Source organism: Polynucleobacter sp. MWH-Loch1C5, from assembly GCF_018881775.1.
Classification (GTDB): Bacteria; Pseudomonadota; Gammaproteobacteria; order Burkholderiales; family Burkholderiaceae; genus Polynucleobacter.
In genome coordinates, this window is sequence record NZ_JACVPR010000001.1 from 1,135,336 (window position 1) to 1,158,155 (window position 22,820).

The window sequence follows — 22,820 nt, forward strand, 5'->3', positions numbered from 1 at the left end:
CTTATTTCTTCAATTTATCAAAATAGTTCTTTGCATAAACTGCATCGCTAGCAATGGCAGTTTGTAACTGAGTTAAATCTTCATAACGTGCTTCGTCCCGAATTTTTTCGAGAAGCTCCACCTGTACTAGCTTGCCGTAAACCTCTTCTTGGAAGTCAAAAATATGCACTTCTAATAGATAGCGCCCAGAATCATCGACCGTAGGGCGCTGACCTAGACTTGCGACAGCAGAAAGAGGATTTTCCCTCAATCCGTGCACCAAAGCGATAAAAATCCCTTCAATCGCGGGTTTTCTGACGTGTAAGCGGTTAGCTACTGCTAAATTCAACGTAGGAAAGCCCAAATTTCTGCCCAGTTTCTGACCATGTAGCACATGCCCAGAAATCATATAAGGTCGACCCATGAGCGATTGAGCGTGCGCTAGATCGCCTACTTTGAGGGCTTGGCGGATGGCTGAGCTAGACACTCGTTCTTCATCGTGTGTGATGGTGGGGAGGCTCGCCACTGTAAAGCCTAAGCGCTGTCCGGCATTGACAAGACTCTGAAAGTCCCCTTGGCGACCTGCGCCATAGCGAAAATCATCGCCGATTAAGATATGACGCGTTTTGAGTGATTGATGCAAGAACGTTTCTTCGAAAGCTTGGGCACTCATCCCTGAAAAACTGCTATTGAAGTGCTGTACATAAACATAATCGACACCACAGGCTGCAATAGCGGATAATTTGTCCCTTAAGTTAGAAATCCTTGTGGGCGCCATAGCAGGCTTTAAGATTTCGATAGGGTGAGGTTCAAAAGTCATCACACATGATTGAAGACCCTGCTCTTTAGCAGTTTTTACTAATCTTGTAAGCATGGCCTGATGCCCCCTGTGAACCCCATCAAAGTTGCCGATGGTCAGTGCGCATGGGGCCCAATGGTTAGGCGAGGGAATGCTTCTAATGACTTTCACGATAAGCTATCCATTATATTGTCGAGCATGAAATCTATCGTCATTCTTATTTCTGGCCGTGGTTCCAATATGGAAGCCATTGTTAGAGCTTGCCAAGCTGAGGCTTGGGGGGCTTCTATCGCTGCCGTTATTGCTAACCGACCCACCGCCAGTGGCCTAGATTTTGCAAGACAGGCGGGCATTACCGCCTTGGCAATCGATCACAAAAATTATTCGAGTCGCGAGGAGTTTGATGCGGCTCTGATGGTTGAGATTGATCGTTTCAACCCTGATTTGCTAGTTTTGGCCGGTTTTATGCGTATTTTGACCCCTGCTTTTGTGAATCACTATGCCGGCCGCCTGCTCAATATTCATCCCTCTTTATTACCGGCCTTTCCTGGGGTGCACACTCACCAGCAGGCTCTGGACGCTGGCGTTACAAGACATGGTGCGACGGTCCACTTTGTCACCGAAGAGTTAGATCATGGCCCGATTGTGATTCAGGCATCTGTGCCGGTTTATCCGGGGGATAATGAAGATACATTGGCAGCTCGTGTATTGGTCCAGGAACATCAAATTTATCCACGTGCTATTCGATGGTTTATTGAGGATCGCCTCAAGATTGTCGGTGATCAGGTGCTAGTCACACCCCCTGAGATTCAAATGATTCATACAGAAAGTAAATAATGACCCATCTTAAAGCCATGGCAGCGCGCGCAAAAGTCTTGCCACATCATGTCGAGCAATTGGCATTTTTGATTGAGCAGTTGGGTCCACTGACTTATCCGGCGGATATGGTGGTGAGCCGCTATTTCCGAGCGCAGCCTCAGTTAGGTAATCGAGATCGTGCTCTTTTGGCCGAGGCCTCATTTACATATTTAAGACGCAAATCTCAAATTGCTCAGTTTGCGCAAAGTGGTCAAGGGCCCTTAGGGCGACGTTTGGCTTTATTGGCCTTGCACCATACTTTTATAGATAGTGATTTGGGTACGGGGCAGCGCGCCGAAAGCGCTCTCGCAGATATGGCTTTTGTGGTTCAGCCCCCAGAGATTGAATGGCTACAACGTTATGCCAGTCTAGATCGTGAGAGTTTGGCGCCGCACATTCGTTTTAACTTGCCCGAGTGGCTCTGGCAAAGAATGTGTGCTGAGCTATCAGATGAGTTTGCACAAAGCTTGGCAGAAGCGATGCTGAAGTCTGCACCTTTGGACTTGCGTGTGAATACACTCAAGGCCCAAGCTGAAGATGTCATGCAGCAACTCAATGAGCTTGGCGGACGTTATCAAGCAGTCGCGACTCCTTATGCCCCGGATGGTTTACGCCTCAAAGGTAAACCCGCTTTACAAAACCAAGAGCTCTTTAAAAAGGGTTTAGTAGAGGTTCAAGATGAGGGTAGCCAGCTCTTAGCAATGCTCTTAGCGCCCAAGCGTGGTGAGATGATCGTTGATTTTTGTGCTGGGGCTGGTGGTAAAACCTTGGCGCTAGGCGCCATGATGAAATCGACAGGTCGCCTGTATGCACTCGATGTTTCAGAAAAACGTTTGGCTAATTTAAAACCCCGTTTAGCCCGTAGTGGCTTATCTAATGTGCATCCGGTCTGGATCGATCACGAGAATGATGTCAAGGTTAAACGCCTAGCGGGTAAGATTGATCGTGTACTCGTCGATGCACCTTGTAGTGGCTTGGGTACATTGCGACGCAATCCCGATTTGAAATGGCGACAAAACCCTGAGGCGATTACGCAGCTGCATGCAAAACAATTATCAATCCTACAATCTGCGGCTCGCTTACCAAAAATTGGGGGTCGCCTTGTCTATGCAACTTGTAGTTTCTTGCAAGAAGAAAATCAGGCAGTGGTTGAGGCCTTTTTACAGTCTCACCCTCACTATGAGTTGTTAAGCCCTAAGGATGCCCTCAAGGGCAGTTTCCCGCAGCATGACGGTACGCCTATCGGGGGTGAGCATTTAGGCTATTGGCAGTTATGGCCTCAAGTGCATGGCACAGATGGCTTTTTTGCAGCGATCTTGCAGCGGAAAAGCTAGATAAATTTCTCTAATTTCGCTTAATTTGGAGTTATTTTTCAGCAAATAAGCTGATTTTGGTCAAAACCTTGCATCATCAAGGTTTTGATTTTATGACTAATTTGTTAAAATTCGAGCATTAACAACGGGAGAGGAAAGCCACATGGCTTCATTGGAAGTATTTCGCGATCATTTTTTAAATGGGTTGGCTAATGGCTATTTGGATTTAGCGTGGTGGCAGATCATCGTAGTGACGTTGGTGCTCACACACATTACGATTGCTAGCGTCACCATCTTCTTGCACCGTTGTCAGGCACATCGTGCCTTAGATTTACATCCTCTTCCATCCCATTTCTTTCGCTTTTGGCTGTGGTTGACCACTGGTATGGTGACTAAAGAGTGGGCTGCGATTCATCGTAAACATCACGCTAAATGCGAAACCGCAGATGATCCTCATAGTCCGCAGGTACTAGGTATTCAAACCGTTTTAAGCCGTGGTGCTGAGTTATATCGTGCTGAGGCAAAAAACCGTGAAACGATTGAAAAGTATGGTCATGGCACACCTGACGACTGGGTGGAGCGCAATGTTTATTCCAAGTATCAGTGGCAAGGTGTGGGTTTAATGTTGATTATTGACCTATTCTTATTTGGTGCTATTGGGGCAACCGTATGGGCGGTCCAGATGCTGTGGATTCCGATTACAGCCGCCGGAATTATTAATGGTATCGGCCACTATTGGGGATACCGCAATTATGAGTGTGAGGATGCTTCGACCAATATTTTGCCTTGGGGTATTTTGATTGGCGGCGAGGAGCTGCATAACAATCATCACACGTACGCCACGAGTGCCAAGCTATCTAATAAATGGTACGAATTTGATATTGGCTGGGGTTATATACGCGCTCTCGAGATGATGGGTTTGGCTAAAGTGAAAAAGACGCCACCCAAGCCTGTATTGGCAGATGTGCGTCAAGCTTGCGAGCTAACTTTGCAAGCAGTGATTGCTAATCGCTATGAAGTGATGTCCCGCTATTCAAAGGCACTGCGCAAGACTCTAGATCATGAACTGACGCATATGCGTGAACTCGCAGGACGCTTCAGTGGTGCGCATACATGGCTACAAAAAGACGAGAGTAAATTAAGCTCAGATGAAAAAGCCCGTTTACAAGATTTGATGGATCAATCTAAAGCGGTACGCTTGATGATTGAGATGCGTCGCGAGTTAACTGCTCTTTGGGGTCGCTCTAACGTGACGAAAGAGCAGTTGATTGTGCAACTCCAGGATTGGTGCCAACGTGCTGAGGCTAGCGGTATGCAAGCTTTACAGGACTTCTCCTTGCGCTTACGCCGCTATACTTTGAAGCCTGCCTAGCCTCTATCAATCCAACAGCCAATAAAAAACCCGCTTAGAGCGGGCTTTTTATTGCATGCCACTTAAAGGCATGACCAGATTCTTCAATCAATTATTTGATCTTAGTTTCCTTGTAAGCAACGTGCTTGCGTGCTTTAGGATCAAACTTCATGATTTCAATCTTTTCTGGCATCGTACGCTTGTTCTTGGTCGTGGTGTAGAAGTGACCTGTACCAGCTGTAGATTCCAGTTTGATTTTTTCGCGACCGCCTTTAGCCATTTTTGAGCTCCTTAAATTTCACCGCGAGCGCGTAAATCGGCCAATACGGCATCAATACCCACTTTGTCGATCAAGCGTAGACCAGCGTTCGTAATACGCAAGCTGACCCAACGATTTTCAGATTCAACCCAAAAACGACGGTTTTGCAGATTAGGCAAAAAGCGACGCTTCGTCTTATTGTTTGCATGGGAAACATTGTTGCCGACCATCGGCTTTTTCCCGGTGACTTGGCATACTCGTGCCATGACACACTCCTTTAATTGCGAAAAAACAAGATTGTATCAGGTGCGGCACAAGTATTCCACTACTTCTCTAGAAAAGCCATTTTTAGACCATGACTGCAGCGCGCAATGGTGTTTATAAGTTAGTATTTACTACCATTAATAGTTAAATAAAACCTTGCTCATGTAGAGAAATTGCCCCATTTTTTGAAACAATCAAGTGGTCTAAAAGATCAATTTGTACAAAGCTTAAAGCTTGCGCTAAAACAGCTGTTAGCTCTAAATCATCGGCACTTGGCTTTAATTCTCCGCTGGGATGGTTGTGCGCCACAATTAAATTGCTACAACCCAAATCCAGACACTCTTTGAGTACTTCTCGAACATGGACGGTGGCGCAGTCCACCGTGCCACGAAAAAGTTCTTTGGCGCATATCAGTTGATTGCCAGGGTCTAAAAATAAGCAGGTAAATACTTCATAGGGTTTATGACCAATGGTGTTGATCAGAAAGTCTTTGACTAGCCCAATCGATTGCAAATTGTTGCGTTGTTCCAGTTCTTCAATATAGCTGCGACGTGCTATTTCAAGGCAGGCGCGCAATTGGGCCCATTTCGAAACGCCGATTCCCTTAAATTCTTTAAACGCCTGGTAGTCGGCATGCAATAGTTTGCCTAATGAGCCAAAATGCTGAATGAGCCGCAGTGCCATTTCACTAGCACTCTCCCCCGGAGTGCCAGTACGTAAAAATAGAGCCAAAAGCTCAATTTCACTGAGTGAACTAGGCCCTTGTGAAAGAAGTTTTTCTCGGGGTTTGTGTGGGTATGTGGAATCTTTTTTAATAATCGAATTGCTAGCTAAAATAGGCCTATGACTAAATCTGACAAAAATACGACTTGCGTCTCGAGCAGTTCTTACCTGACGTTGAACTACCGCATCGGTTTGCCTGAAGGTGGCGACTTGGTAAACACTTTTGAAGATAAGCCTGCCACATTGTTGATGGGTACAGGACAGTTGTCGCCGATCTTGGAAGACGCTCTGTTGGGCTTGACGACGGGCGAGCGTAAGGTTTTTGAGTTCCCGCCTGAGAAAGCGTACGGGGTGCGTAACCCTGATTTGGTGAAACAGATTTCTTTGCAGACTCTGCGAGAAAACAGCTCGGCGGAGGAAGACTATCAAGCCGGAGATATGATTGAGTTTAATGCGCCCAATGGTGCGAAGTACTCGGGTACCTTGCTGGCGATTGATGAGCAAACGGCCACCTTTGACTTTAATCATCCCTTGGCTGGTAAGACTATTCAATTTGAAGTTGAAATTATTGGCATCCTCTAAATGACTCAGAGTTCCACTGTTGCTGATGCTGAGATTGTGTTGGCGCAACCGCGTGGTTTTTGTGCGGGAGTAGACCGAGCGATCACCATTGTTGAGAAAGCCTTGGAAAAATTTGGGCCGCCTATTTATGTGCGTCATGAGATTGTGCACAACGCTTATGTCGTTAATGATTTGCGCGCACGCGGTGCGGTTTTTGTAGATGAGTTGTCTGAGGTGCCCACGGGTGCAACTGTCATTTTTAGTGCTCATGGTGTATCGCCCGCGATTCGTGAAGAGGCGACTCGACGGGGGCTGAAGATTTTTGATGCCACATGTCCTTTGGTGACTAAGGTTCATGTTGAGGTCATCAAAATGCGCAAAGAAGGTATGCAGGTGGTGATGATTGGTCATAAAGGTCATCCTGAGGTTGAAGGCACCATGGGCCAGGTCCCTGATGGCATTCAACTTGTAGAGTCCATTGCTGATGTGGAGCGCTTAAATATTGCCAGCGATAGTCCGATTGCTTACGTCACTCAAACCACTTTGTCTGTCGATGAGACGGTGGAGATTGTGGCTGCTTTAAAACGTAAATATCCGCATATCACACAACCCAAAAAACAAGATATTTGTTACGCCACCCAAAATCGTCAGGACGCCGTGAAATTTATGGCACCACAAGTTGAAATAGTTATTGTGGTTGGTAGTCCAAATAGTTCCAACTCCAATCGCTTGCGTGAATTATCTGAAAAGCTGGGTGTAATTTCCTACATGGTGGATCATCCAGATCAATTGCAGCCGGAATGGTTTGTGAATAAAAAGCGCGTGGGCTTAACAGCAGGTGCGTCAGCACCGGAGAGTTTGGCGCAATCGATTATTGAGAGGATTAAATCATTTGGTCCTCGCCAAGTCAAAAACCTAGAGGGTATAGTAGAGACCACAGCCTTTGCTTTACCTAAAGGGTTGAATGATTAAATTTTTTGGGCACTGATTAGGAGATCGTGAATGAACAAAAAAATAGTTTGGGCACCCTTAGCCATCGCACTCGCAGTGAGTATCGTTGCTTGTGGCAAAAAAGAAGAAAAAGCTGCAGATGGTTCGCAGATCATCAAAATTGGTCACGTAGCACCTCTGACGGGTGGCATCGCTCATTTGGGTAAAGATAATGAGAATGGCGCACGTCTTGCCGTGGAAGAGGTGAATCAAGCAGGCCTTACGATTAATGGCAAGAAAGTCACCTTGGTTTTAGTACCTGAAGATGATGCTGCTGATCCTAAGACAGCGACTTCTGTGGCGCAAAAATTAGTAGATGCAAAAGTGGTTGCCGTTGTTGGGCATCTGAATTCAGGGACCACGATTCCAGCTTCCAAAATATATAGTGATGCAGGTATTGTGCAGGTATCCCCTTCAGCAACGAACCCCGATTACACCAAGCAAGGCTTTAAAACGACATTCCGCTTAGTGGCTACCGATGCGCAACAAGGACCGGCTTTGGCTAACTACACGACTAAAAATCTGAAAGCCAAGACAGTGGCCATTATTGATGATGCAACTCAGTATGGCAAAGGTTTGGCAGATGAGTTTGAGAAAACGATTAAGGCCGCTGGAGTGAAGGTGCTTGCTCGTGAAGCAACCAATGACAAAGCGACCGACTTCAAAGCCATTCTGACCAAGATCAAGGGTCTTAAGCCCGATGTGATTATGTATGGTGGTATGGACGCCACAGGTGGCCCATTGGCTAAGCAAGCTAAAGAGTTAGGCATCAAGTCAAAAATTGTTGCTGGTGATGGTGTGTGTACTGATAAGGTGGCAGAGTTAGCAGGTGATGCAGTGAGCAATATTATTTGTTCTGAAGCCGGTATGGCACTTGCCAAAATGGAAGCAGGCGAAGATTTCCAAAAGCGCTACAAAACACGTTTTAACGCTGACGTACAAATTTATGCACCATTTACTTATGACTCTGTCATGGTGATTGTCGATGCGATGAAGCGTGCTAATTCGACTGAGTCAGCGAAGATTCTTGAAGCGGTAGCGCAAACCAATATGAAGGGATTGATTGGTAACATTGCTTTTGATGCCAAAGGTGATCTCAAAGAGGGTGTGATTACTCTTTACGAATACAAAAACAAAAAGAAGTCAGTTCTCGAAATCGTCAAGATGTAAAGCAAACGGGGTGTCAGATGACACCCCGCATTGTTTATGGATATTTTTTTACAACAAATTATTAATGGCCTTGTACTAGGCAGTATTTATGCCTTGATCGCCTTAGGCTATACGATGGTCTATGGTATTTTGGGCATTATTAACTTTGCTCATGGTGATGTTTTGATGGTGGGGGCCATGTTGGCCTTGACCTTCATCATGACGATGATGGGTTTGTGGCCCGATATGCCGGCATGGTTGACGCTTTGTTTGGCAATCGGTTTCTCGATGGCTTTGTGTGCGGCTCTGAGTTACTCCATCGAAAAGATAGCTTATCGCCCCTTACGTCAGGCGCCTCGTTTAGCACCTTTGATTACAGCAATCGGCGTATCTATTTTGTTGCAGACGATTGCCATGATGATTTGGTCCCGTAACCCTCTGACATTTCCGCAGTTATTACCGACTCAGCCTATGCAGGTATTCGGGACGGGTGCCACGATTACAGGTAAAGAAATTGTGATTCTTCTTACTTCATTGCTAGTCATGGTGGCTCTATTACTCTTAGTTGAAAAAACTCGCTTAGGTAGAGCCATGCGTGCCACTGCAGAAAATAAACAAGTGGCAGCCCTGATGGGCGTGAACCCCAATCGGATTATCTCAATCACATTCATGTTGGGCGGTGCCTTAGCGGCATTAGCAGGAGTGATGATAGCGACCAACTATGGTAATGCTCATTTTTATATGGGGTTCATTCCTGGTCTGAAGGCCTTCACAGCAGCGGTTTTGGGAGGCATTGGTAACTTACCTGGGGCGATGTTAGGCGGTTTACTGCTCGGTTTAATTGAATCTCTAGGGGCAGGTTACATTGGCGATCTGACTGGTGGTGTGCTGGGCTCAAATTACCAAGATGTATTTGCCTTTGCGGTCTTGATTCTGGTTTTGGTATTTAGACCTTCAGGGCTCTTGGGTGAGCGGGTGGCTGATCGTGCTTAAACCCAATCCAATCTTTGCTCAGAAACCTTTTCTAGGTCTTGCTCTATTTGCCAGCGCTATTATTTTGGCGCCTTGGATTGTGGGTGGTATTGGTGGTAACTACTGGGTACGCATACTCGATTTTGCCCTGTTGTATCTGATGCTCGCTATTGGGCTCAATATTGTGGTTGGATTTGCAGGTTTGCTAGATTTGGGTTTCATAGCTTTTTATGCTGTGGGGGCTTATACCGCTGCATTACTCTCATCGCCACACTTGAGCTCTCATTTTCCATGGATTGCCGAGCTTTTCCCGCATGGCCTACATTTGAGCGTATGGCTCATCATTCCAATTGCAGCGACCATTGCCGCCATTTTTGGATGTTTATTAGGTGCGCCAACGCTGAAGTTAAGGGGAGACTATTTAGCGATAGTCACCTTGGGCTTTGGCGAAATTATTCGTATTTTTATGAATAATCTAGATCGTCCTGTGAACATTACCAATGGTCCCAAAGGGATTCGGGCCATCGATCCGATAACTGTCTTTGGTGTCGACCTCTCTAAAAAAGTAGATCTTGGTTTTATACAAATTGAAGCCGTCTATTTGAGCTATTACTTATTTGTACTCCTGGCACTCTTAGTGATTCTGATTGCTTATCGCCTACAACATTCTCGTTTGGGCCGCGCTTGGGTGGCTATCCGTGAAGATGAAATCGCCGCGAAAGCTATGGGCATCAATACGCGCAACGTCAAACTCTTAGCCTTTGCTTTGGGTGCCTCATTTGGGGGTGTGGCTGGTGCCATGTTTGCTGCTTTTCAGGGTTTCGTATCACCCGAATCATTTGTGCTTTGGGAATCAATCGTGATCTTGGCGATGGTTGTGTTAGGAGGTATGGGGCATATCCCTGGCGTGATTTTGGGCACTTTTTTATTGGCAGGTTTACCTGAGCTTTTGCGCGCGGGTATTGAGCCTTTACAAAGAATGCTTTTCGGTTCGGTGGTGCTTGAAGCAGAAATCATTCGACAATTGTTATTTGGTTTAGCCTTGATCTTGATCATGTTGTATCGCCCGCAAGGTATTTGGCCGCCTTCTCATCAAGTGGGAAGGAGAACATCATGAGTCAATATCTCCTAGATGTGCGAGGCGTTGTTAAGCGTTTTGGCGGACTAGTTGCCTTACAAGATGTTTCTTTACAAATAGAAGCTGGTTCTATTGTGGGCTTGATTGGACCCAATGGGGCAGGCAAAACGACTTTCTTTAATGTCATTACCGGTTTGTATGAACCGGACGCTGGTGAGTTTTATCTTGAGGGGCAGACTTATGAACCTCGAGCAGTTCACGAGGTCGCGCAAGCTGGAATTGCTCGCACTTTCCAAAATATTCGTTTGTTTGGTGAGATGACTGCCATAGAAAACGTCATGGTAGGTCAACATATCAGAACTCAATCTGGAGTTTGGGCTACGATTTTGCAAAGCCAAAGTTTTAAAAATGAAGAGCGTGAAATCCGTGAACGTGCCCAAGCCTTATTGGATTATGTAGGTATTGCTCGATATACAGATTTCACGGCCAAAAATTTATCTTATGGTCATCAACGTCGTTTAGAAATTGCGCGAGCACTGGCTACCCAACCCAAATTACTGGCTTTAGATGAGCCAGCAGCCGGCATGAATGCCACTGAAAAACTAGAACTGCAAGCGCTATTAGAAAAAATTGCCGGCGATGGGAAAACGATTCTTTTGATTGAACATGATGTCAAATTGGTCATGAATTTATGTCAACGCTTAACTGTGCTTGATTACGGTCGCGTGATTGCCGAGGGTCGGCCTGAAGATGTGAGGACTCATCCTGCTGTGATTGAAGCTTACCTAGGTGGGGCGCACGCATGAGTCTCTTAGAACTTAAAGGTCTAAAAGTTTCCTATGGGGGTATACATGCGGTTAAAGGGATTGATTTGGCTGTTAAAGAAGGCCAATTAGTCACTTTAATTGGCGCTAATGGTGCAGGTAAAACCACGACTATGAAAGCGATTACCGGAGCCCTAGCATGGGCTGGTGGCGAGGTGTCTTACCAAGGTCAAAGTATCGCCGGCGTGGGTGCCGATGTTTTACTCCAAAGAGGTTTGGCCATGGTCCCTGAGGGTCGAGGCATTTTCATGCGCATGACCGTCGAGGAAAACTTATTGATGGGGGCTTATATCCGTGATGATCAAGTCCAGATCAATGCGGATCTAGAGCGCATGTATAGTTTTTTCCCTCGTCTTAAAGAGCGCTTAGGGCAGTTGGCGGGGACCTTATCGGGGGGTGAGCAACAGATGGTAGCGATGGCTCGCGCCCTCATGTCGCGGCCGAGTCTATTGCTGTTAGATGAGCCCTCGATGGGTTTATCGCCTAAGATGGTGGAGACTATTTTTGAAGTCATTCGTCAGGTGAGTGAGGGTGGCACGACGATCTTGCTGGTGGAGCAAAATGCACGTCTAGCCCTACAAGCGGCTCATCATGCGTACGTGATGGATAGTGGTTTAATCACTATGTCAGGTCCAGCATCTGAATTACTGAATGATCCTCAAGTCAGAGTCGCCTATCTAGGCGAGTAGTCACCACGATTGTGGTGACTTAAGCCTGGCAATTGATCAAATACTCTGAATGACCTGCTTGAGCATTTTTACCATGAGGGCTAATTCTTCACGGCTAATATTGAGCGCAGGCATGAATCTCAAAAGATTAGGACGGGGCGAATTGAGTAAGAGGCCCACAGGCTCTAGCTGACGAGCACGTTCGACGATTTCAGGGCCGATGTCACGACCTAATTTGAGGGCTCGTAAAAGACCTTCGCCACGCTCACCTTCTAGGCCTAATTCTTGACTTAAGTCTAGTAATAGACCCCGTAGATACTGACCCTTAGCTTCTACCTCTGCTAAAAAACCAGGGGCTAGGAGTTGCTCTATGACGCTAATACCTACAGCGGTCATCAAGGGATTACCGTTATAGGTGCCCCCTTGGTCGCCGGCTTCAAAGCAAGCGACATCATTTCTGGCTAATAGAGCCGCAAGCGGCACGCCACCACCAATACCCTTGCCTAGGGTCATGATGTCTGGTTCGATACCATACAACTGATGTGCAAATAATTTTCCTGAGCGACCGCAACCTGCTTGTACTTCATCGACGATCAGAAGAATTTGGTTTTCACGAGTCCACTGACGTAAATCTTTCATGAACTGATGATCTGCAGGGATGACACCCCCTTCACCCTGAATCGGTTCTAGCATCACAGCGACTGTACGATCGGTTTTGAGTGCTTTTACAGAGTCAAGGTCGTTTAAATCGGCCTTAGGGAAGCCAGCTACTTGTGGGGCAAACATCGTATCCCAACCTTCTTTGCCAGAAGCGCTCATGGTTGCTAGAGTGCGCCCATGAAAGCCATGTTTGAAGGTGATGATTTCGAAGGCTCCTGATTTGTGTAATTTGCCCCATTTACGAGCCAATTTGATCGCACCCTCATTGGCTTCTGCGCCGCTATTGGCGAAGAAGACCTTATCAAAGCAACTATTAGCCGTTAGCAAATCTGCCAAGCGAATCATCGGCTCGTTATAAAAGGCCGGGCTTGGATTAATGACTTTGTGGGCTTGTTCATTCAGTGCCGCAATCATGCCTGGATTGGAATGTCCCAAGCAGTTGACTGCCCAACCTTGTAAGAAGTCTAGATACTTTTTCCCTTGGTGATCTATGAGCCACGAGCCTTCACCTTTAACAAATACAAGATCGGGCCGCTTCGTGATGTACATCACGGAGTCGGTATGAAGGGCAGGGCTTAAAGTTTCCATAGTGTCTAGAGTATCAAAAAATTATGATGGAGTTGCGGTTTTTTTAGCCAAATCCGCCGCGCTGGTGAATGCGTCTGCAAAGAACTGATCGGCGGGTAGTTGACACTGCGCCACAAACTCGTTGCGGGCCGATTCAACGACAATCGGCGCACCACAGGCATAGACTTGATGACCTGACATATTAGGAAAATCATGTATGACTGCTTGATGCACAAAACCTGTGCGTCCAGCCCATGCATCTTCTGCTAAGGCATCAGAGATCACTGGAATGTATTGGAAGTTAGGTAATTCTTGCGCCCACAGTTTGCACTGTGCATCATGGTAGAGATCATGTGGGCGACGACCACCCCAATACAAACTAATTGGACGCGCAATTCCTTGGTGGCGGATATGTTCAATAATCGCTTTGATTGGAGCAAAGCCTGTACCCGAGGCCAAGAAAATAATTGGCTTCTCAGAATCTTCTCTAAGAAAGAAGCTCCCTAAGGGCCCTTCAAAGCGCAAGATATCTTTTTCTTTCATCATCGTGCCGGATTCATTACTGCCAAATACGAAATCGGTGAAAGTGCCACCAGGCATGTGACGAATGTGAAGTTCAAGAGGCCCTTCTTCATGAGGGGCGCTAGCAAGTGAGTAGGCGCGACGTTTGCCATCTTTGAGTAAAAACTCAATATACTGACCGGCTAAGAACTGAAAGCGCTCGGTCGCTGGCAATTGCAGCTTAACAATCACTACATCAGGGGCGGCACGTTCGAGGCTGGCGACTCGGCAAGGAATTTTTTTGATCGGTATATCGCCAGCGCCTGTCACTTCACGCACATCAATTTCTAGATTGGTTTGAGGTTTTGCGCAGCAAAAGAGTGCCAGTCCTTGGGTTTCTTCGGCAGCGCTGAGGGCTTTCTCGCTATGATCACCATGCTGAACTTGACCGGCAGTAATTTGACCCTTGCAAGAACCGCATGCACCATTTTTGCAGCCATAGGGTAAATTAATACCTTGACGCATCGCGGCTTCTAGAACTGTTTCGTCAGCGCTGCAGGTAAATGCTTTTCCGCTATTTTTTAGGGTAACCTGATAAGACACGATAATCCTCTCTCAATACCAAATAAATCTGGCAATTCATGCGATTTAAATATAAACCTAGGATTTTAATCGTTGGCTGTGGAGACGTGGGACTTCGCCTCATACCCCTGCTGCGCCAACGTTTTAAGATCTATGCTCTAACATCCTCCCAAGAACGTCTTGAGGAGTTGCGAGCTAGGGGTACTTGCCCGATTTATGGCAATTTAGACGAGCCAGAGAGCCTTATCCGCATAGCCGCCATTGCTCCTGAGATTATTGTGCATCTCGCACCTCCGCAAAATATGGGCGCAGAAGACTTAAGAACTCGCCATTTACTGGCGGCTTTGGGTCCTGCTAGTCGCTCATTGCAACGTTTTGTTTATATCAGTACCACAGGAGTTTATGGTGATCATCAAGGTGCATGGGTCACTGAGACGAGCCCATTAAAAACCCTTTCGGACCGAGCCATGCGTCGTGTCTCTGCTGAGCAACAGGTGCGTGCCTGGGCAGTCAGTCATCAAGTGAGAGCGCACATATTGAGAGTGCCCGGCATTTATGCTTTCGAGCGTTTGCCGATCGAGCGTTTACAAAAAGGCACGCCCGCACTTCGTGAAGAGGAGGATGTCTACACCAGTCATATTCATGCCGATGATTTAGCTAGGCTGATATGGGTCCATCTCTATCGTGGCAAAAACCAAAGAGTAGTCAATGCTTGTGATAATCAATCGATGCCCATGGCTGATTATTTTGATCAGGTGGCTGATGTCTTTGAACTACCTAGACCACCACGTTTGACACGTACAGAGTTGACTCAGCAGGTTAGCCCCATGATGTTGTCATTTATGAGTGAATCAAGACGTCTGAAAAATCAACGTTTACAGGAGTTACGCTTTCACCTGCAATACCCAACGGTCTCAGATTTTCTGGCGTTTACTTCCAGTTATCTTTTAAATTCACGATCAGATTAAAGACTGCTTTCTGAGCAGTGTGGTCGATTCGATCAGCCACGAAATAGCCGTGACGCTCAAATTGATACCGAGCTTCAGATTCAACTTGATTCAAGCCTTCTTCAATATAAGCCGCTAGCACTTGTTTTGAATCAGTATTTAAGGCTTGTAAAAAGTCTTTATCGCCCGAGTCTGGGTGTGGGTCGGTAAACAAGCGGTCATAGACTCTGATTTCTGCAGGAATCCCTGTTTTTGCGCTCACCCAATGCAGATTACCTTTGACCTTGTAATTATTAGAGCCAGCTGTACCGCTCTTACTGTCTGGAAAATACTGCGCGTGTACAGCCACTACCTCACCTGCATCATTCGTATCGTAACCCGTACATTCAATGACGAAGCCATGGCGTAGACGCACACGGTTACCTGCTTGACCATTTTGTGGTGGATACAGCCTAAAGAAACCTTTGCTAGGTTCAATCATGAAGTCGTCAGCTTCAATCCAAACTTCTTTAGTGAGATGGAAGTGTCTTTCACCCCATTCAGGATGTTGTGGATGTCTAGGCGCTGAACAAGGCTCTGCGTGATCGTCAGCAAAATTATCAATGATTAATTTCAGAGGCTTCAGAACAGCAAAGGCGCGAGGTGCTTTAGGTTCTAAATCATCACGCAGGGCTTGTTCTAAGACTGACATATCAATCCAGCTATCTGCGGCCTTAGAGACACCAATCCGCTCGCAGAATAACTGAATGCTCTCTGGCGTATAGCCACGACGACGAATACCCACAATCGTAGGCATGCGTGGATCATCCCAGCCATCCACTCGTTTTTCTTCTACCAATTGCAATAATTTCCGCTTGCTGGTGATGGCGTAAGTCAGGTTTAAGCGCGCGAATTCATATTGCTTAGGCAATGGATCTTTAAATACGCCAGCATCACGCAGGGCTTCGAGCACCCAATCATAAAGAGGCCGATTATTTTCAAACTCTAGTGTGCAAATAGAGTGCGTAATGTTTTCAATAGCATCAGAAATACAGTGCGTGAAATCATATAAAGGGTAGATGCACCATTGATCGCCAGTACGATGATGGTGAGCATGGCGAATACGATAAATGACCGGATCACGCATCACGATATTCGGGTGTGCCATGTCAATTTTGAGACGTAGGACATGGGCGCCATCGGCATATTTACCCGCCCTCATGGCCCTAAAGAGTTCTAAATTCTCTGCGCTAGTACGATCGCGATAAGGGCTATTGATGCCAAGCTGACCAAAATTACCACGATTTTTGTGTATTTCATCAGCACTTTGGCTATCTACATAAGCTTTACCAGCTTGTATCAAGATTTCCGCATATTCATAGAGGCGGTCAAAATAATCGCTAGCGTAATACTGGTGTGCAACCCCTTGGCTCTCCCATGAGAAGCCTAACCATTGCACCGCGTCTAAGATGCTATCTACGTATTCAGTTTCTTCCTTGCTGGGGTTGGTGTCGTCAAAGCGCATATGGCAGCGCGCACCCCCAGGGGCTGAGGCATAGTCCTTGGCTAAACCAAAGTTCAGGCAAATACTCTTGGCATGACCAATATGAAGGTAGCCATTAGGCTCGGGTGGAAAGCGTGTAATGACGCTAGGTAAGGCTTTTCCGTGAGCATCTAGGCGTTGGGCATGCTTACCCTGTGCTAGATCTTGATCAATAATTTGGCGCAAAAAATTCGAGACCTCAGGGGTCTCGAATTTAGAAGCAGAAGAGGCATTCTTTTCAGACATGCCTATATTGTAAATTTAATCTTCGGCAAAGGCTTCTTCTCGTGTTTTCTTCACTGCTGGCAATGCCACGATGACCACCAGCAAAGCCGCTGCAATCAAGAGCGCCAAAGACAATGGGCGTGTGAAGAATACTGAGAAATCACCTCTAGAAAGCAGCAAGGCGCGACGGAAATTTTCTTCCATCATTGGACCCAGGACGAAGCCTAGTAAGAGTGGAGGTGCTTCACAGCCTAATTTCACGAAGAGGTAACCAATCACACCAAATGCAGCGGTCATGAATACGTCAAAGGTATTGTTGTTGACCGTATAGACACCAATACAGCAGAAGACCAAGATGGCTGGGTAGAGGTGGCGATAAGGAATCTTCAACATCTTGACCCAAATACCAATCAAAGGCAGGTTCAAAATGATGAGCATCAAGTTACCGACCCACATCGAAGCAATCAAGCCCCAGAAGAGTGCTGGATTAGAGGTCATCACTTGTGGACCTGGCTGAATGTTGTGAATTGTCATCGCACCGACCATCAAAGCCATCACAGCATTTGGTGGAATACCTAAAGTCAGTAATGGGATGAAGGACGTTTGTGATGCTGCGTTATTCGCACTTTCAGGACCTGCTACACCTTCAATCGCGCCTTTACCAAATTCAGCGTGATGTTTAGAAGTTTTCTTTTCTAAGGTGTAGGCTGAGAAAGCTGCAAGCGGAGCGCCACCACCCGGCAAGATACCCAAAATAGAACCAATGGTCGTGCCACGCAAGATTGATGGGACCATGCGTTTGAAATCTTCTTTGCTAGGCCAGAGTGTGGTCAACTTGTTTAAGAAGGTTTCACGGTGTTCACGTTGCTCGAGGTTGCCCATAATTTCTGCGAAACCAAAAACACCCATGGCGATAGCGACGAAACCGATACCGTCCATTAACTCAGGGATGTCAAAGGAGTAGCGCGCAGCACCTGAGTTCACGTCTGTTCCCACCAAACCTAAAAGCAAGCCTAAGATGATCATGCCAATCGCTTTGATGAGCGAGCCAGAGGCAAGCACAACAGCACCGACCAAGCCAAGAATCATCAAAGAAAAATATTCAGCAGGGCCGAATTTAAAGGCGATTTGTGAGAGTGGCGCAGCAAAGGCAGCTAAAACTAAAGTCGCCACGCAGCCAGCAAAGAATGAGCCAAAACCAGCGGTGAAGAGAGCTACGCCCGCTCGCCCTCGACGAGCCATTTGGTAGCCATCAATCGCGGTCACCACCGAGGCTGATTCTCCTGGAATGTTGACCAAAATGGCTGTCGTTGAACCGCCGTATTGGGCACCGTAGTAAATACCTGCCAGCATAATCAATGCCGCAATTGGAGGTAGGGCATAGGTGGCGGGCAAAAGCATCGCAATCGTGGCAATCGGGCCTAGACCAGGAAGTACACCAATCATCGTACCCAGTAAGCAGCCCAAGAAGCAATACAGTAAATTTTGTAAGGTCAGCGCTGTACTAAAACCCAGCGCGAGGTTATTGATCAGTTCCATGAATTGTTCTCCTGATTCTTATTATTAGGCTCTGAGGAATGCAGGTAAAACCTGGAATTGCAGGTTTAGACCCCATACGAAAGCGACATAGGCAATCACGTTCAAAATCACAGCATTCACGACTGTGCCTTTCCAGTGGAACTCATGGCTAGCCATCGCTGAAATAATGACCAAGAATGTGAGCGATGCGATCAAGCCCATCGGTTTTAGCATTAAGCCAAAAAGTACTACCGAGCCGGTGACCCACAATACTGAAGGCCAATCCCACTTAGGAATCTTATCTTTTTCACCTTTGGATTTCATGGATTGCATCGTGATGATGGCGCCAATAATGGCCATCAAAACGCCCAACCAAAATGGAAAATATCCCGGTCCCATCTTTGCTGCAGTACCCATGTTGTAGGTTGTAGCGATACTCGCAAAGATCACGCCCACAATCACAAACATCAGCCCAGAGGCAAAGTCCTTTTGACTTCGAATTTGCATGGTTTAACCCTTTTTTAGTTCTTGTATAAAACAGAAGGTGTATTGTAAGCTTTCTTTAAGCCTAAACCCCAAATTTAGACCTAGGGTTTATACGGTGCCTTTTTCACTCTGAGATAATACGTTTCATGAAAGTTAATCAAATACGCGAGAGTTTTTTAAAGTTCTTTGAGTCCAAGGGGCATCAAGTGGTGAGCTCCAGCCCGGTGATTCCCGGGGATGACCCGACCCTGTTATTTACCAATGCAGGGATGAATCAGTTCAAAGATGTCTTTTTGGGCTTTGATAAACGCCCCTACAGCAGAGCCACAACTGCCCAGAAATGTATTCGTGCAGGCGGTAAGCATAATGATCTAGACAATGTGGGTTACACCGCCAGACACCATACATTTTTTGAGATGTTAGGTAACTTTTCTTTTGGCGATTATTTCAAGCAAGACGCGATTCAATACGCATGGGAGTTATTGACCACTGTCTTCAAGTTGCCTCCTGAAAAACTTTGGGTCACGGTATACGCTGAAGATGATGAGGCTTATGAGATCTGGGCCAAAACAATTGGTGTGCCTACAGAGCGAATTATCCGTATTGGAGACAACAAAGGCGCGCGCTACGCATCAGATAACTTTTGGATGATGGGTGACACAGGTCCATGTGGTCCTTGTACTGAAATTTTCTATGATCACGGTCCTGAGATTGCGGGAGGTCCTCCAGGTAGTCCTGATGAAGATGGTGATCGTTATATTGAAATTTGGAATAACGTCTTTATGCAGTTCAACCGTGATGAAGCGGGGGTGATGCATCCATTACCTAAGCCCAGTGTTGATACAGGCATGGGCTTAGAGCGTATTGCTGCAGTGTTGCAGCATGTGCATTCCAATTATGAAATCGATTTATTTGTCCATCTCTTATCAGCGGCTAAGGCAGCAGTTGACCAAGCCGGTGCAGGATCTTGTGATGCGAACAGTCCCTCATTGAAGGTGATTGCTGATCATATTCGCGCATGTACTTTCACAGTGGCTGATGGTGTGATTCCAGGCAATGCTGGGCGTGGTTATGTACTACGCCGTATCACGCGCCGTGCGATACGCCATGGTTATAAATTAGGTGCGCGTGCGCCATTTTTCCATCAATTAGTCCGAGCCCTTGTAGCGGAGATGGGGGATGCCTATCCTGAGCTAAAGACTCATGAGGCACGAGTCACTGAAGTACTCAAGCAAGAAGAGGAGCGCTTTTTCCAAACCATTGCAAATGGCATGGATATCTTAGAAGCGGCTTTGACACAGGGTACAACGGTTTTGGATGGAGAGACTGCCTTTAAGTTGCATGATACCTACGGCTTCCCCTTAGATCTGACTGCTGATGTATGTCGTGAACGCGGCGTCAGCGTTGACGAAGTAGCCTTTGAGGCTGCGATGAATAAGCAGCGTGAGCAAGCGCGTGCCGCCGGTAAATTCAAAATGGCCCAAGGTCTAGAGTATTCAGGAGCGGCCACAGAGTTCCAAGGTTATGAGCGTCTCACTGAAGAGGGCTCTCAGGTATTGGCCATATATATGGATGGCAGTCCTGTGAACGCTATTAAGGCGGGTGATGCTGCGGTGGTCGTTTTGGACCGCACTCCGTTTTATGCAGAATCTGGTGGTCAGGTTGGTGATACCGGTGAACTGAAGAATCAAAACAGTCTTTTTATGGTCGAAGACACTCTTAAAATTCAAGCGGATGTTTTTGGTCATCATGGTCAATTACATGAGGGTGAACTAAAAGTTGGTGACCGTCTGCTAGCTCGTGTAGATGCTGAGCGTCGTGCGCGTACCGTGCGTCATCACAGCGCCACTCATCTGATGCATAAAGCCTTGCGCGAAGTACTAGGCTCTCATGTGCAGCAAAAAGGTTCTTTAGTCGACCCTGACAAGACGCGTTTTGACTTTACACATAGTCAGCCTTTGAGCACCGAAGAGATCCGTCGTATCGAGGATATTGTGAATGCGGAGATTCTGGCTAATGTGCAAACTCATGCAGCGGTCATGAAGTTAGAAGATGCTCAAAAAACAGGTGCCATGATGCTTTTCGGAGAAAAGTATGGCGAGACGGTGCGTGTTTTAGAAATCGGTAGCTCTAAAGAGCTCTGTGGGGGCACCCATGTAACACGCACAGGCGATATTGGTGCATTTAAGATCGTCTCCGAGAGTGGCGTTGCGGCTGGGATTCGTCGTGTAGAAGCCATTACTGGAGATCGCGCCCTCAGCTACTTGCAATCTCTCGATCAGCAAGTGAATACGCTGGCTAGTTTGCTCAAAGCAAGTCCAAGTGATTTGACGGCTCGTATTACCCAATTACAAGAGCATGCCAAAACTTTGGAAAAAGAGATTGAGCGTCTCTCATCCAAGTTGGCGGCGAGCCAAGGCGATGACTTACTCAAGCAGGCTACTGATTTACAGGGCATTAAAGTTTTGTCTGCGCAATTAGATATGGCTGATGCTAAAGCCTTGCGCGAGACGCTTGACCAGTTGAAAAATAAACTCAAAACAGCGGTGATTGTTTTGGCGAGTGTGCAAGATGGCAAGGTCCAATTAGCGGCTGGCGTGACCTCTGATCTCATCAGTAAAGTCAAAGCCGGTGAGTTGGTCAATCATGTCGCTCAGCAAGTCGGTGGCAAAGGGGGTGGTAAGCCCGATATGGCCATGGCAGGTGGTACAGACCCTAAAGGGCTGACGGGTGCTTTGCAAAGCGTCAACACTTGGGTGCAAGAACGTCTATGACCCAGAGTTTTGATGTTGAAGTGGATGCGCGCGGACTGAATTGTCCGCTGCCCATCTTACGTGCCAAAAAAGCCTTAGCAGATATGCAAAGTGGTCAAATACTCAAGATATCTGCCACTGATAGTGGCGCCGCTCAAGACTTCCCTGCTTTTGCAAAGCAAACTGGCAATCAATTGATTGCCAGTGAGCAGCAAGACGATGCTTTAGTTTTTTATTTAATTCGTCGCTAGATCTGAGCGATTCGGATCATCTGTTTTGGTGCGCCAGAGCGAATACACAATCCCGCCGATCAAAATCGCCAAAGTCAGTCCAAGGGCAATGACTGCTGGAATCTTGATGCCTAGCATCATCAAAATGATCTTTGCGCCAACCAGAATCAATATCAAAGCCAAGGCGTACTTCAGATAATGAAAGCGATGGATCATTGCAGCCAATGCAAAGTAAAGGGCGCGCAGTCCTAAGATCGCAAAGATATTGCTGGTATACACAATGAAAGGATCTTGTGTAATGGCAAAGATAGCGGGCACTGAGTCTACGGCAAAAATAATGTCGGCCGCATTGACTAAGATGAGCGCTACAAATAGCGGTGTATAAAAGCGCGTCAACTTACTTGTTTTGGGGTCGATCAGCGTCACCCAGAAGCGATTACCATGAAATTCATTGGTAATCTTCATGTGCCGATTCATCCACTTCAATAGGGGGTTTTCGGCAAATGATTGATTGTCATTTTCTTTGGTAAAGAGCATCTTGACCCCGGTGATCAGGAGGAAGGCGCCAAAGAACCAGAGAATCCATGAGAATTGAGCAATCAAGGCAGCTCCCGCGCCAATAAAGATCGCTCGTAAGATCAGAGCTGCGATGATGCCCCAAACCAAGACACGGTATTGATAGATACGTGGGATTTTTAGAAAGCCAAAAATCAAAGCAAAGACAAAGACGTTATCCATCGAGAGGGATTTTTCAACTAAAAATCCGGTGTAGTAATCAATCGCTGAACTCTCGCCAAATTGCCACCAAATCCAGCCGCCAAATAAAAGTGCTATGGCGATATAGCCTGCCGAGAGCCATAAGGATTCTTTAATTTCGATTTCGTGATCGGTTTTATTGAGAACGCCCAGGTCAAAGACCATCAGGGCAATCACCACCGTTAGGAATAAGAGCCAAGCCCAGATAGGGGCGCTCGCAAATGTGTAATCCAACCAAGCCAAGGCTTGCATGTGTAACTCCTTCAATCCCTCCTCTTAAAGGAA

Annotated in this window: 23 protein-coding genes; 13 read left to right on the top strand and 10 right to left on the bottom strand. The window is 46.7% G+C overall.

Annotated elements, in window-relative coordinates; all coding sequences use genetic code 11:
- Position 1: 1 nt before the first annotated feature.
- The gene (locus tag ICE94_RS05770; RefSeq protein ID WP_216149729.1) at positions 2–949 is read right to left on the bottom strand and encodes a bifunctional riboflavin kinase/FAD synthetase; all 948 of its coding nucleotides are present in this window, start codon (positions 947–949) and stop codon (positions 2–4) included.
- Between the two features lie 27 nt (positions 950–976).
- Here ICE94_RS05770 and purN point away from each other — a divergent pair, with 27 nt between their 5' ends.
- From purN to ICE94_RS05785, 3 genes are all read left to right on the top strand, one after another.
- Positions 977–1,615, top strand: coding sequence for a phosphoribosylglycinamide formyltransferase (gene purN / locus ICE94_RS05775; RefSeq protein ID WP_216149731.1), 639 nt, complete (start codon positions 977–979; stop codon positions 1,613–1,615).
- A complete protein-coding gene (locus ICE94_RS05780; RefSeq protein WP_216149733.1) occupies positions 1,615–2,970 on the top strand; it encodes an RsmB/NOP family class I SAM-dependent RNA methyltransferase in 1,356 nt (451 codons plus the stop codon). The genes purN and ICE94_RS05780 overlap by 1 nt, the downstream gene beginning before the upstream one ends.
- Before the next feature lie 142 nt (positions 2,971–3,112).
- Entirely contained in the window at positions 3,113–4,321 is a 1,209-nt protein-coding gene (locus ICE94_RS05785) for an acyl-CoA desaturase (protein WP_216149735.1), read from the top strand.
- Between the two features lie 91 nt (positions 4,322–4,412).
- Here ICE94_RS05785 and rpmG read toward each other — a convergent pair whose 3' ends face one another.
- The 3 genes from rpmG to radC form a co-directional block, all read right to left on the bottom strand.
- On the bottom strand, positions 4,413–4,580 hold the full coding sequence (gene rpmG / locus ICE94_RS05790) for a 50S ribosomal protein L33 (protein ID WP_216149738.1): 168 nt from the start codon (positions 4,578–4,580) through the stop codon (positions 4,413–4,415).
- 11 nt (positions 4,581–4,591) lie between these two features.
- Positions 4,592–4,825 (bottom strand): 50S ribosomal protein L28, encoded by a 234-nt coding sequence (rpmB, locus tag ICE94_RS05795; RefSeq protein WP_216149740.1) that lies wholly within the window; start codon positions 4,823–4,825, stop codon positions 4,592–4,594.
- A 142-nt stretch (positions 4,826–4,967) separates the two neighbouring features.
- Positions 4,968–5,777 (bottom strand): DNA repair protein RadC, encoded by an 810-nt coding sequence (radC, locus tag ICE94_RS08490; RefSeq protein WP_370623796.1) that lies wholly within the window; start codon positions 5,775–5,777, stop codon positions 4,968–4,970.
- Here radC and ICE94_RS05805 point away from each other — a divergent pair.
- From ICE94_RS05805 to ICE94_RS05835, 7 genes are read left to right on the top strand one after another with little or no spacing between them, the layout of a single operon-like run.
- On the top strand, positions 5,667–6,128 hold the full coding sequence (locus ICE94_RS05805) for a peptidylprolyl isomerase (RefSeq protein ID WP_216149741.1): 462 nt from the start codon (positions 5,667–5,669) through the stop codon (positions 6,126–6,128). The genes radC and ICE94_RS05805 overlap by 111 nt on opposite strands.
- The gene (gene ispH / locus ICE94_RS05810; RefSeq protein WP_216149743.1) at positions 6,129–7,079 is read left to right on the top strand and encodes a 4-hydroxy-3-methylbut-2-enyl diphosphate reductase; all 951 of its coding nucleotides are present in this window, start codon (positions 6,129–6,131) and stop codon (positions 7,077–7,079) included.
- Between the two features lie 30 nt (positions 7,080–7,109).
- Complete coding sequence (locus ICE94_RS05815; protein ID WP_216149745.1) at positions 7,110–8,267, top strand: branched-chain amino acid ABC transporter substrate-binding protein; 1,158 nt, start codon at positions 7,110–7,112, stop codon at positions 8,265–8,267.
- Between the two features lie 36 nt (positions 8,268–8,303).
- On the top strand, positions 8,304–9,239 hold the full coding sequence (locus tag ICE94_RS05820) for a branched-chain amino acid ABC transporter permease (protein WP_216149747.1): 936 nt from the start codon (positions 8,304–8,306) through the stop codon (positions 9,237–9,239).
- 10 nt (positions 9,240–9,249) lie between these two features.
- Positions 9,250–10,335, top strand: a complete 1,086-nt coding sequence (locus tag ICE94_RS05825) for an ABC transporter ATP-binding protein (protein WP_370623797.1) — start codon at positions 9,250–9,252, stop codon at positions 10,333–10,335.
- Positions 10,332–11,102 carry an ABC transporter ATP-binding protein gene (locus ICE94_RS05830; RefSeq protein WP_216149752.1) on the top strand — a complete coding sequence of 257 codons (771 nt, stop codon included), beginning with the start codon at positions 10,332–10,334 and terminating at the stop codon, positions 11,100–11,102. The genes ICE94_RS05825 and ICE94_RS05830 overlap by 4 nt, the downstream gene beginning before the upstream one ends.
- The gene (locus ICE94_RS05835; protein WP_216149754.1) at positions 11,099–11,809 is read left to right on the top strand and encodes an ABC transporter ATP-binding protein; all 711 of its coding nucleotides are present in this window, start codon (positions 11,099–11,101) and stop codon (positions 11,807–11,809) included. The genes ICE94_RS05830 and ICE94_RS05835 overlap by 4 nt, the downstream gene beginning before the upstream one ends.
- A gap of 36 nt (positions 11,810–11,845) precedes the next feature.
- Here ICE94_RS05835 and ICE94_RS05840 read toward each other — a convergent pair whose 3' ends face one another.
- On the bottom strand, positions 11,846–13,036 hold the full coding sequence (locus tag ICE94_RS05840; RefSeq protein ID WP_216149756.1) for an acetylornithine transaminase: 1,191 nt from the start codon (positions 13,034–13,036) through the stop codon (positions 11,846–11,848).
- A gap of 21 nt (positions 13,037–13,057) precedes the next feature.
- Positions 13,058–14,119: a 2Fe-2S iron-sulfur cluster-binding protein gene (locus ICE94_RS05845; RefSeq protein ID WP_216149758.1), complete on the bottom strand. Its 1,062-nt coding sequence runs from the start codon at positions 14,117–14,119 to the stop codon at positions 13,058–13,060.
- A 38-nt stretch (positions 14,120–14,157) separates the two neighbouring features.
- On the opposite strand from ICE94_RS05845, the gene ICE94_RS05850 reads away from it, so the two are divergent.
- Entirely contained in the window at positions 14,158–15,066 is a 909-nt protein-coding gene (locus tag ICE94_RS05850) for an SDR family oxidoreductase (protein WP_216149760.1), read from the top strand.
- Here the strand turns inward: ICE94_RS05850 and ICE94_RS05855 are convergent.
- From ICE94_RS05855 to ICE94_RS05865, 3 genes are read right to left on the bottom strand one after another with little or no spacing between them, the layout of a single operon-like run.
- Positions 15,029–16,813 (bottom strand): glutamine--tRNA ligase/YqeY domain fusion protein, encoded by a 1,785-nt coding sequence (locus ICE94_RS05855; RefSeq protein WP_216149762.1) that lies wholly within the window; start codon positions 16,811–16,813, stop codon positions 15,029–15,031. The two genes, ICE94_RS05850 and ICE94_RS05855, sit on opposite strands and share 38 nt — an antisense overlap.
- A 15-nt stretch (positions 16,814–16,828) precedes the next feature.
- Positions 16,829–18,331, bottom strand: a complete 1,503-nt coding sequence (locus ICE94_RS05860; protein WP_216149764.1) for a tripartite tricarboxylate transporter permease — start codon at positions 18,329–18,331, stop codon at positions 16,829–16,831.
- A gap of 24 nt (positions 18,332–18,355) precedes the next feature.
- Positions 18,356–18,817 carry a tripartite tricarboxylate transporter TctB family protein gene (locus tag ICE94_RS05865; protein WP_216149767.1) on the bottom strand — a complete coding sequence of 154 codons (462 nt, stop codon included), beginning with the start codon at positions 18,815–18,817 and terminating at the stop codon, positions 18,356–18,358.
- 125 nt (positions 18,818–18,942) lie between these two features.
- On the opposite strand from ICE94_RS05865, the gene alaS reads away from it, so the two are divergent.
- Together alaS and ICE94_RS05875 are read left to right on the top strand one after the other, a co-directional pair.
- On the top strand, positions 18,943–21,570 hold the full coding sequence (alaS, locus tag ICE94_RS05870) for an alanine--tRNA ligase (protein WP_216149769.1): 2,628 nt from the start codon (positions 18,943–18,945) through the stop codon (positions 21,568–21,570).
- Positions 21,567–21,800 carry a sulfurtransferase TusA family protein gene (locus tag ICE94_RS05875; RefSeq protein ID WP_216149771.1) on the top strand — a complete coding sequence of 78 codons (234 nt, stop codon included), beginning with the start codon at positions 21,567–21,569 and terminating at the stop codon, positions 21,798–21,800. Before alaS ends, ICE94_RS05875 begins: the two co-directional genes overlap by 4 nt.
- Here ICE94_RS05875 and ICE94_RS05880 read toward each other — a convergent pair.
- Positions 21,786–22,787: a TerC family protein gene (locus ICE94_RS05880; RefSeq protein ID WP_216149773.1), complete on the bottom strand. Its 1,002-nt coding sequence runs from the start codon at positions 22,785–22,787 to the stop codon at positions 21,786–21,788. The genes ICE94_RS05875 and ICE94_RS05880 overlap by 15 nt on opposite strands.
- Positions 22,788–22,820 lie beyond the last annotated feature (33 nt).

Coding starts and splice junctions, on each gene's coding strand:
- ICE94_RS05860 (WP_216149764.1), bottom strand. CDS start 18,331: ATGGAACTGATCAATAACCTCGCGCTGGGTTTTAGTACAGCGCTGACC.
- ICE94_RS05835 (WP_216149754.1), top strand. CDS start 11,099: ATGAGTCTCTTAGAACTTAAAGGTCTAAAAGTTTCCTATGGGGGTATA.
- ICE94_RS05840 (WP_216149756.1), bottom strand. CDS start 13,036: ATGGAAACTTTAAGCCCTGCCCTTCATACCGACTCCGTGATGTACATC.
- ICE94_RS05785 (WP_216149735.1), top strand. CDS start 3,113: ATGGCTTCATTGGAAGTATTTCGCGATCATTTTTTAAATGGGTTGGCT.
- purN (WP_216149731.1), top strand. CDS start 977: ATGAAATCTATCGTCATTCTTATTTCTGGCCGTGGTTCCAATATGGAA.
- ICE94_RS05780 (WP_216149733.1), top strand. CDS start 1,615: ATGACCCATCTTAAAGCCATGGCAGCGCGCGCAAAAGTCTTGCCACAT.
- ICE94_RS05815 (WP_216149745.1), top strand. CDS start 7,110: ATGAACAAAAAAATAGTTTGGGCACCCTTAGCCATCGCACTCGCAGTG.
- ICE94_RS05805 (WP_216149741.1), top strand. CDS start 5,667: ATGACTAAATCTGACAAAAATACGACTTGCGTCTCGAGCAGTTCTTAC.
- ICE94_RS05820 (WP_216149747.1), top strand. CDS start 8,304: ATGGATATTTTTTTACAACAAATTATTAATGGCCTTGTACTAGGCAGT.
- ICE94_RS05850 (WP_216149760.1), top strand. CDS start 14,158: ATGCGATTTAAATATAAACCTAGGATTTTAATCGTTGGCTGTGGAGAC.
- ispH (WP_216149743.1), top strand. CDS start 6,129: ATGACTCAGAGTTCCACTGTTGCTGATGCTGAGATTGTGTTGGCGCAA.
- alaS (WP_216149769.1), top strand. CDS start 18,943: ATGAAAGTTAATCAAATACGCGAGAGTTTTTTAAAGTTCTTTGAGTCC.
- rpmB (WP_216149740.1), bottom strand. CDS start 4,825: ATGGCACGAGTATGCCAAGTCACCGGGAAAAAGCCGATGGTCGGCAAC.
- ICE94_RS05865 (WP_216149767.1), bottom strand. CDS start 18,817: ATGCAAATTCGAAGTCAAAAGGACTTTGCCTCTGGGCTGATGTTTGTG.
- ICE94_RS05880 (WP_216149773.1), bottom strand. CDS start 22,787: ATGCAAGCCTTGGCTTGGTTGGATTACACATTTGCGAGCGCCCCTATC.
- rpmG (WP_216149738.1), bottom strand. CDS start 4,580: ATGGCTAAAGGCGGTCGCGAAAAAATCAAACTGGAATCTACAGCTGGT.
- ICE94_RS05875 (WP_216149771.1), top strand. CDS start 21,567: ATGACCCAGAGTTTTGATGTTGAAGTGGATGCGCGCGGACTGAATTGT.
- ICE94_RS05855 (WP_216149762.1), bottom strand. CDS start 16,813: ATGTCTGAAAAGAATGCCTCTTCTGCTTCTAAATTCGAGACCCCTGAG.
- ICE94_RS05830 (WP_216149752.1), top strand. CDS start 10,332: ATGAGTCAATATCTCCTAGATGTGCGAGGCGTTGTTAAGCGTTTTGGC.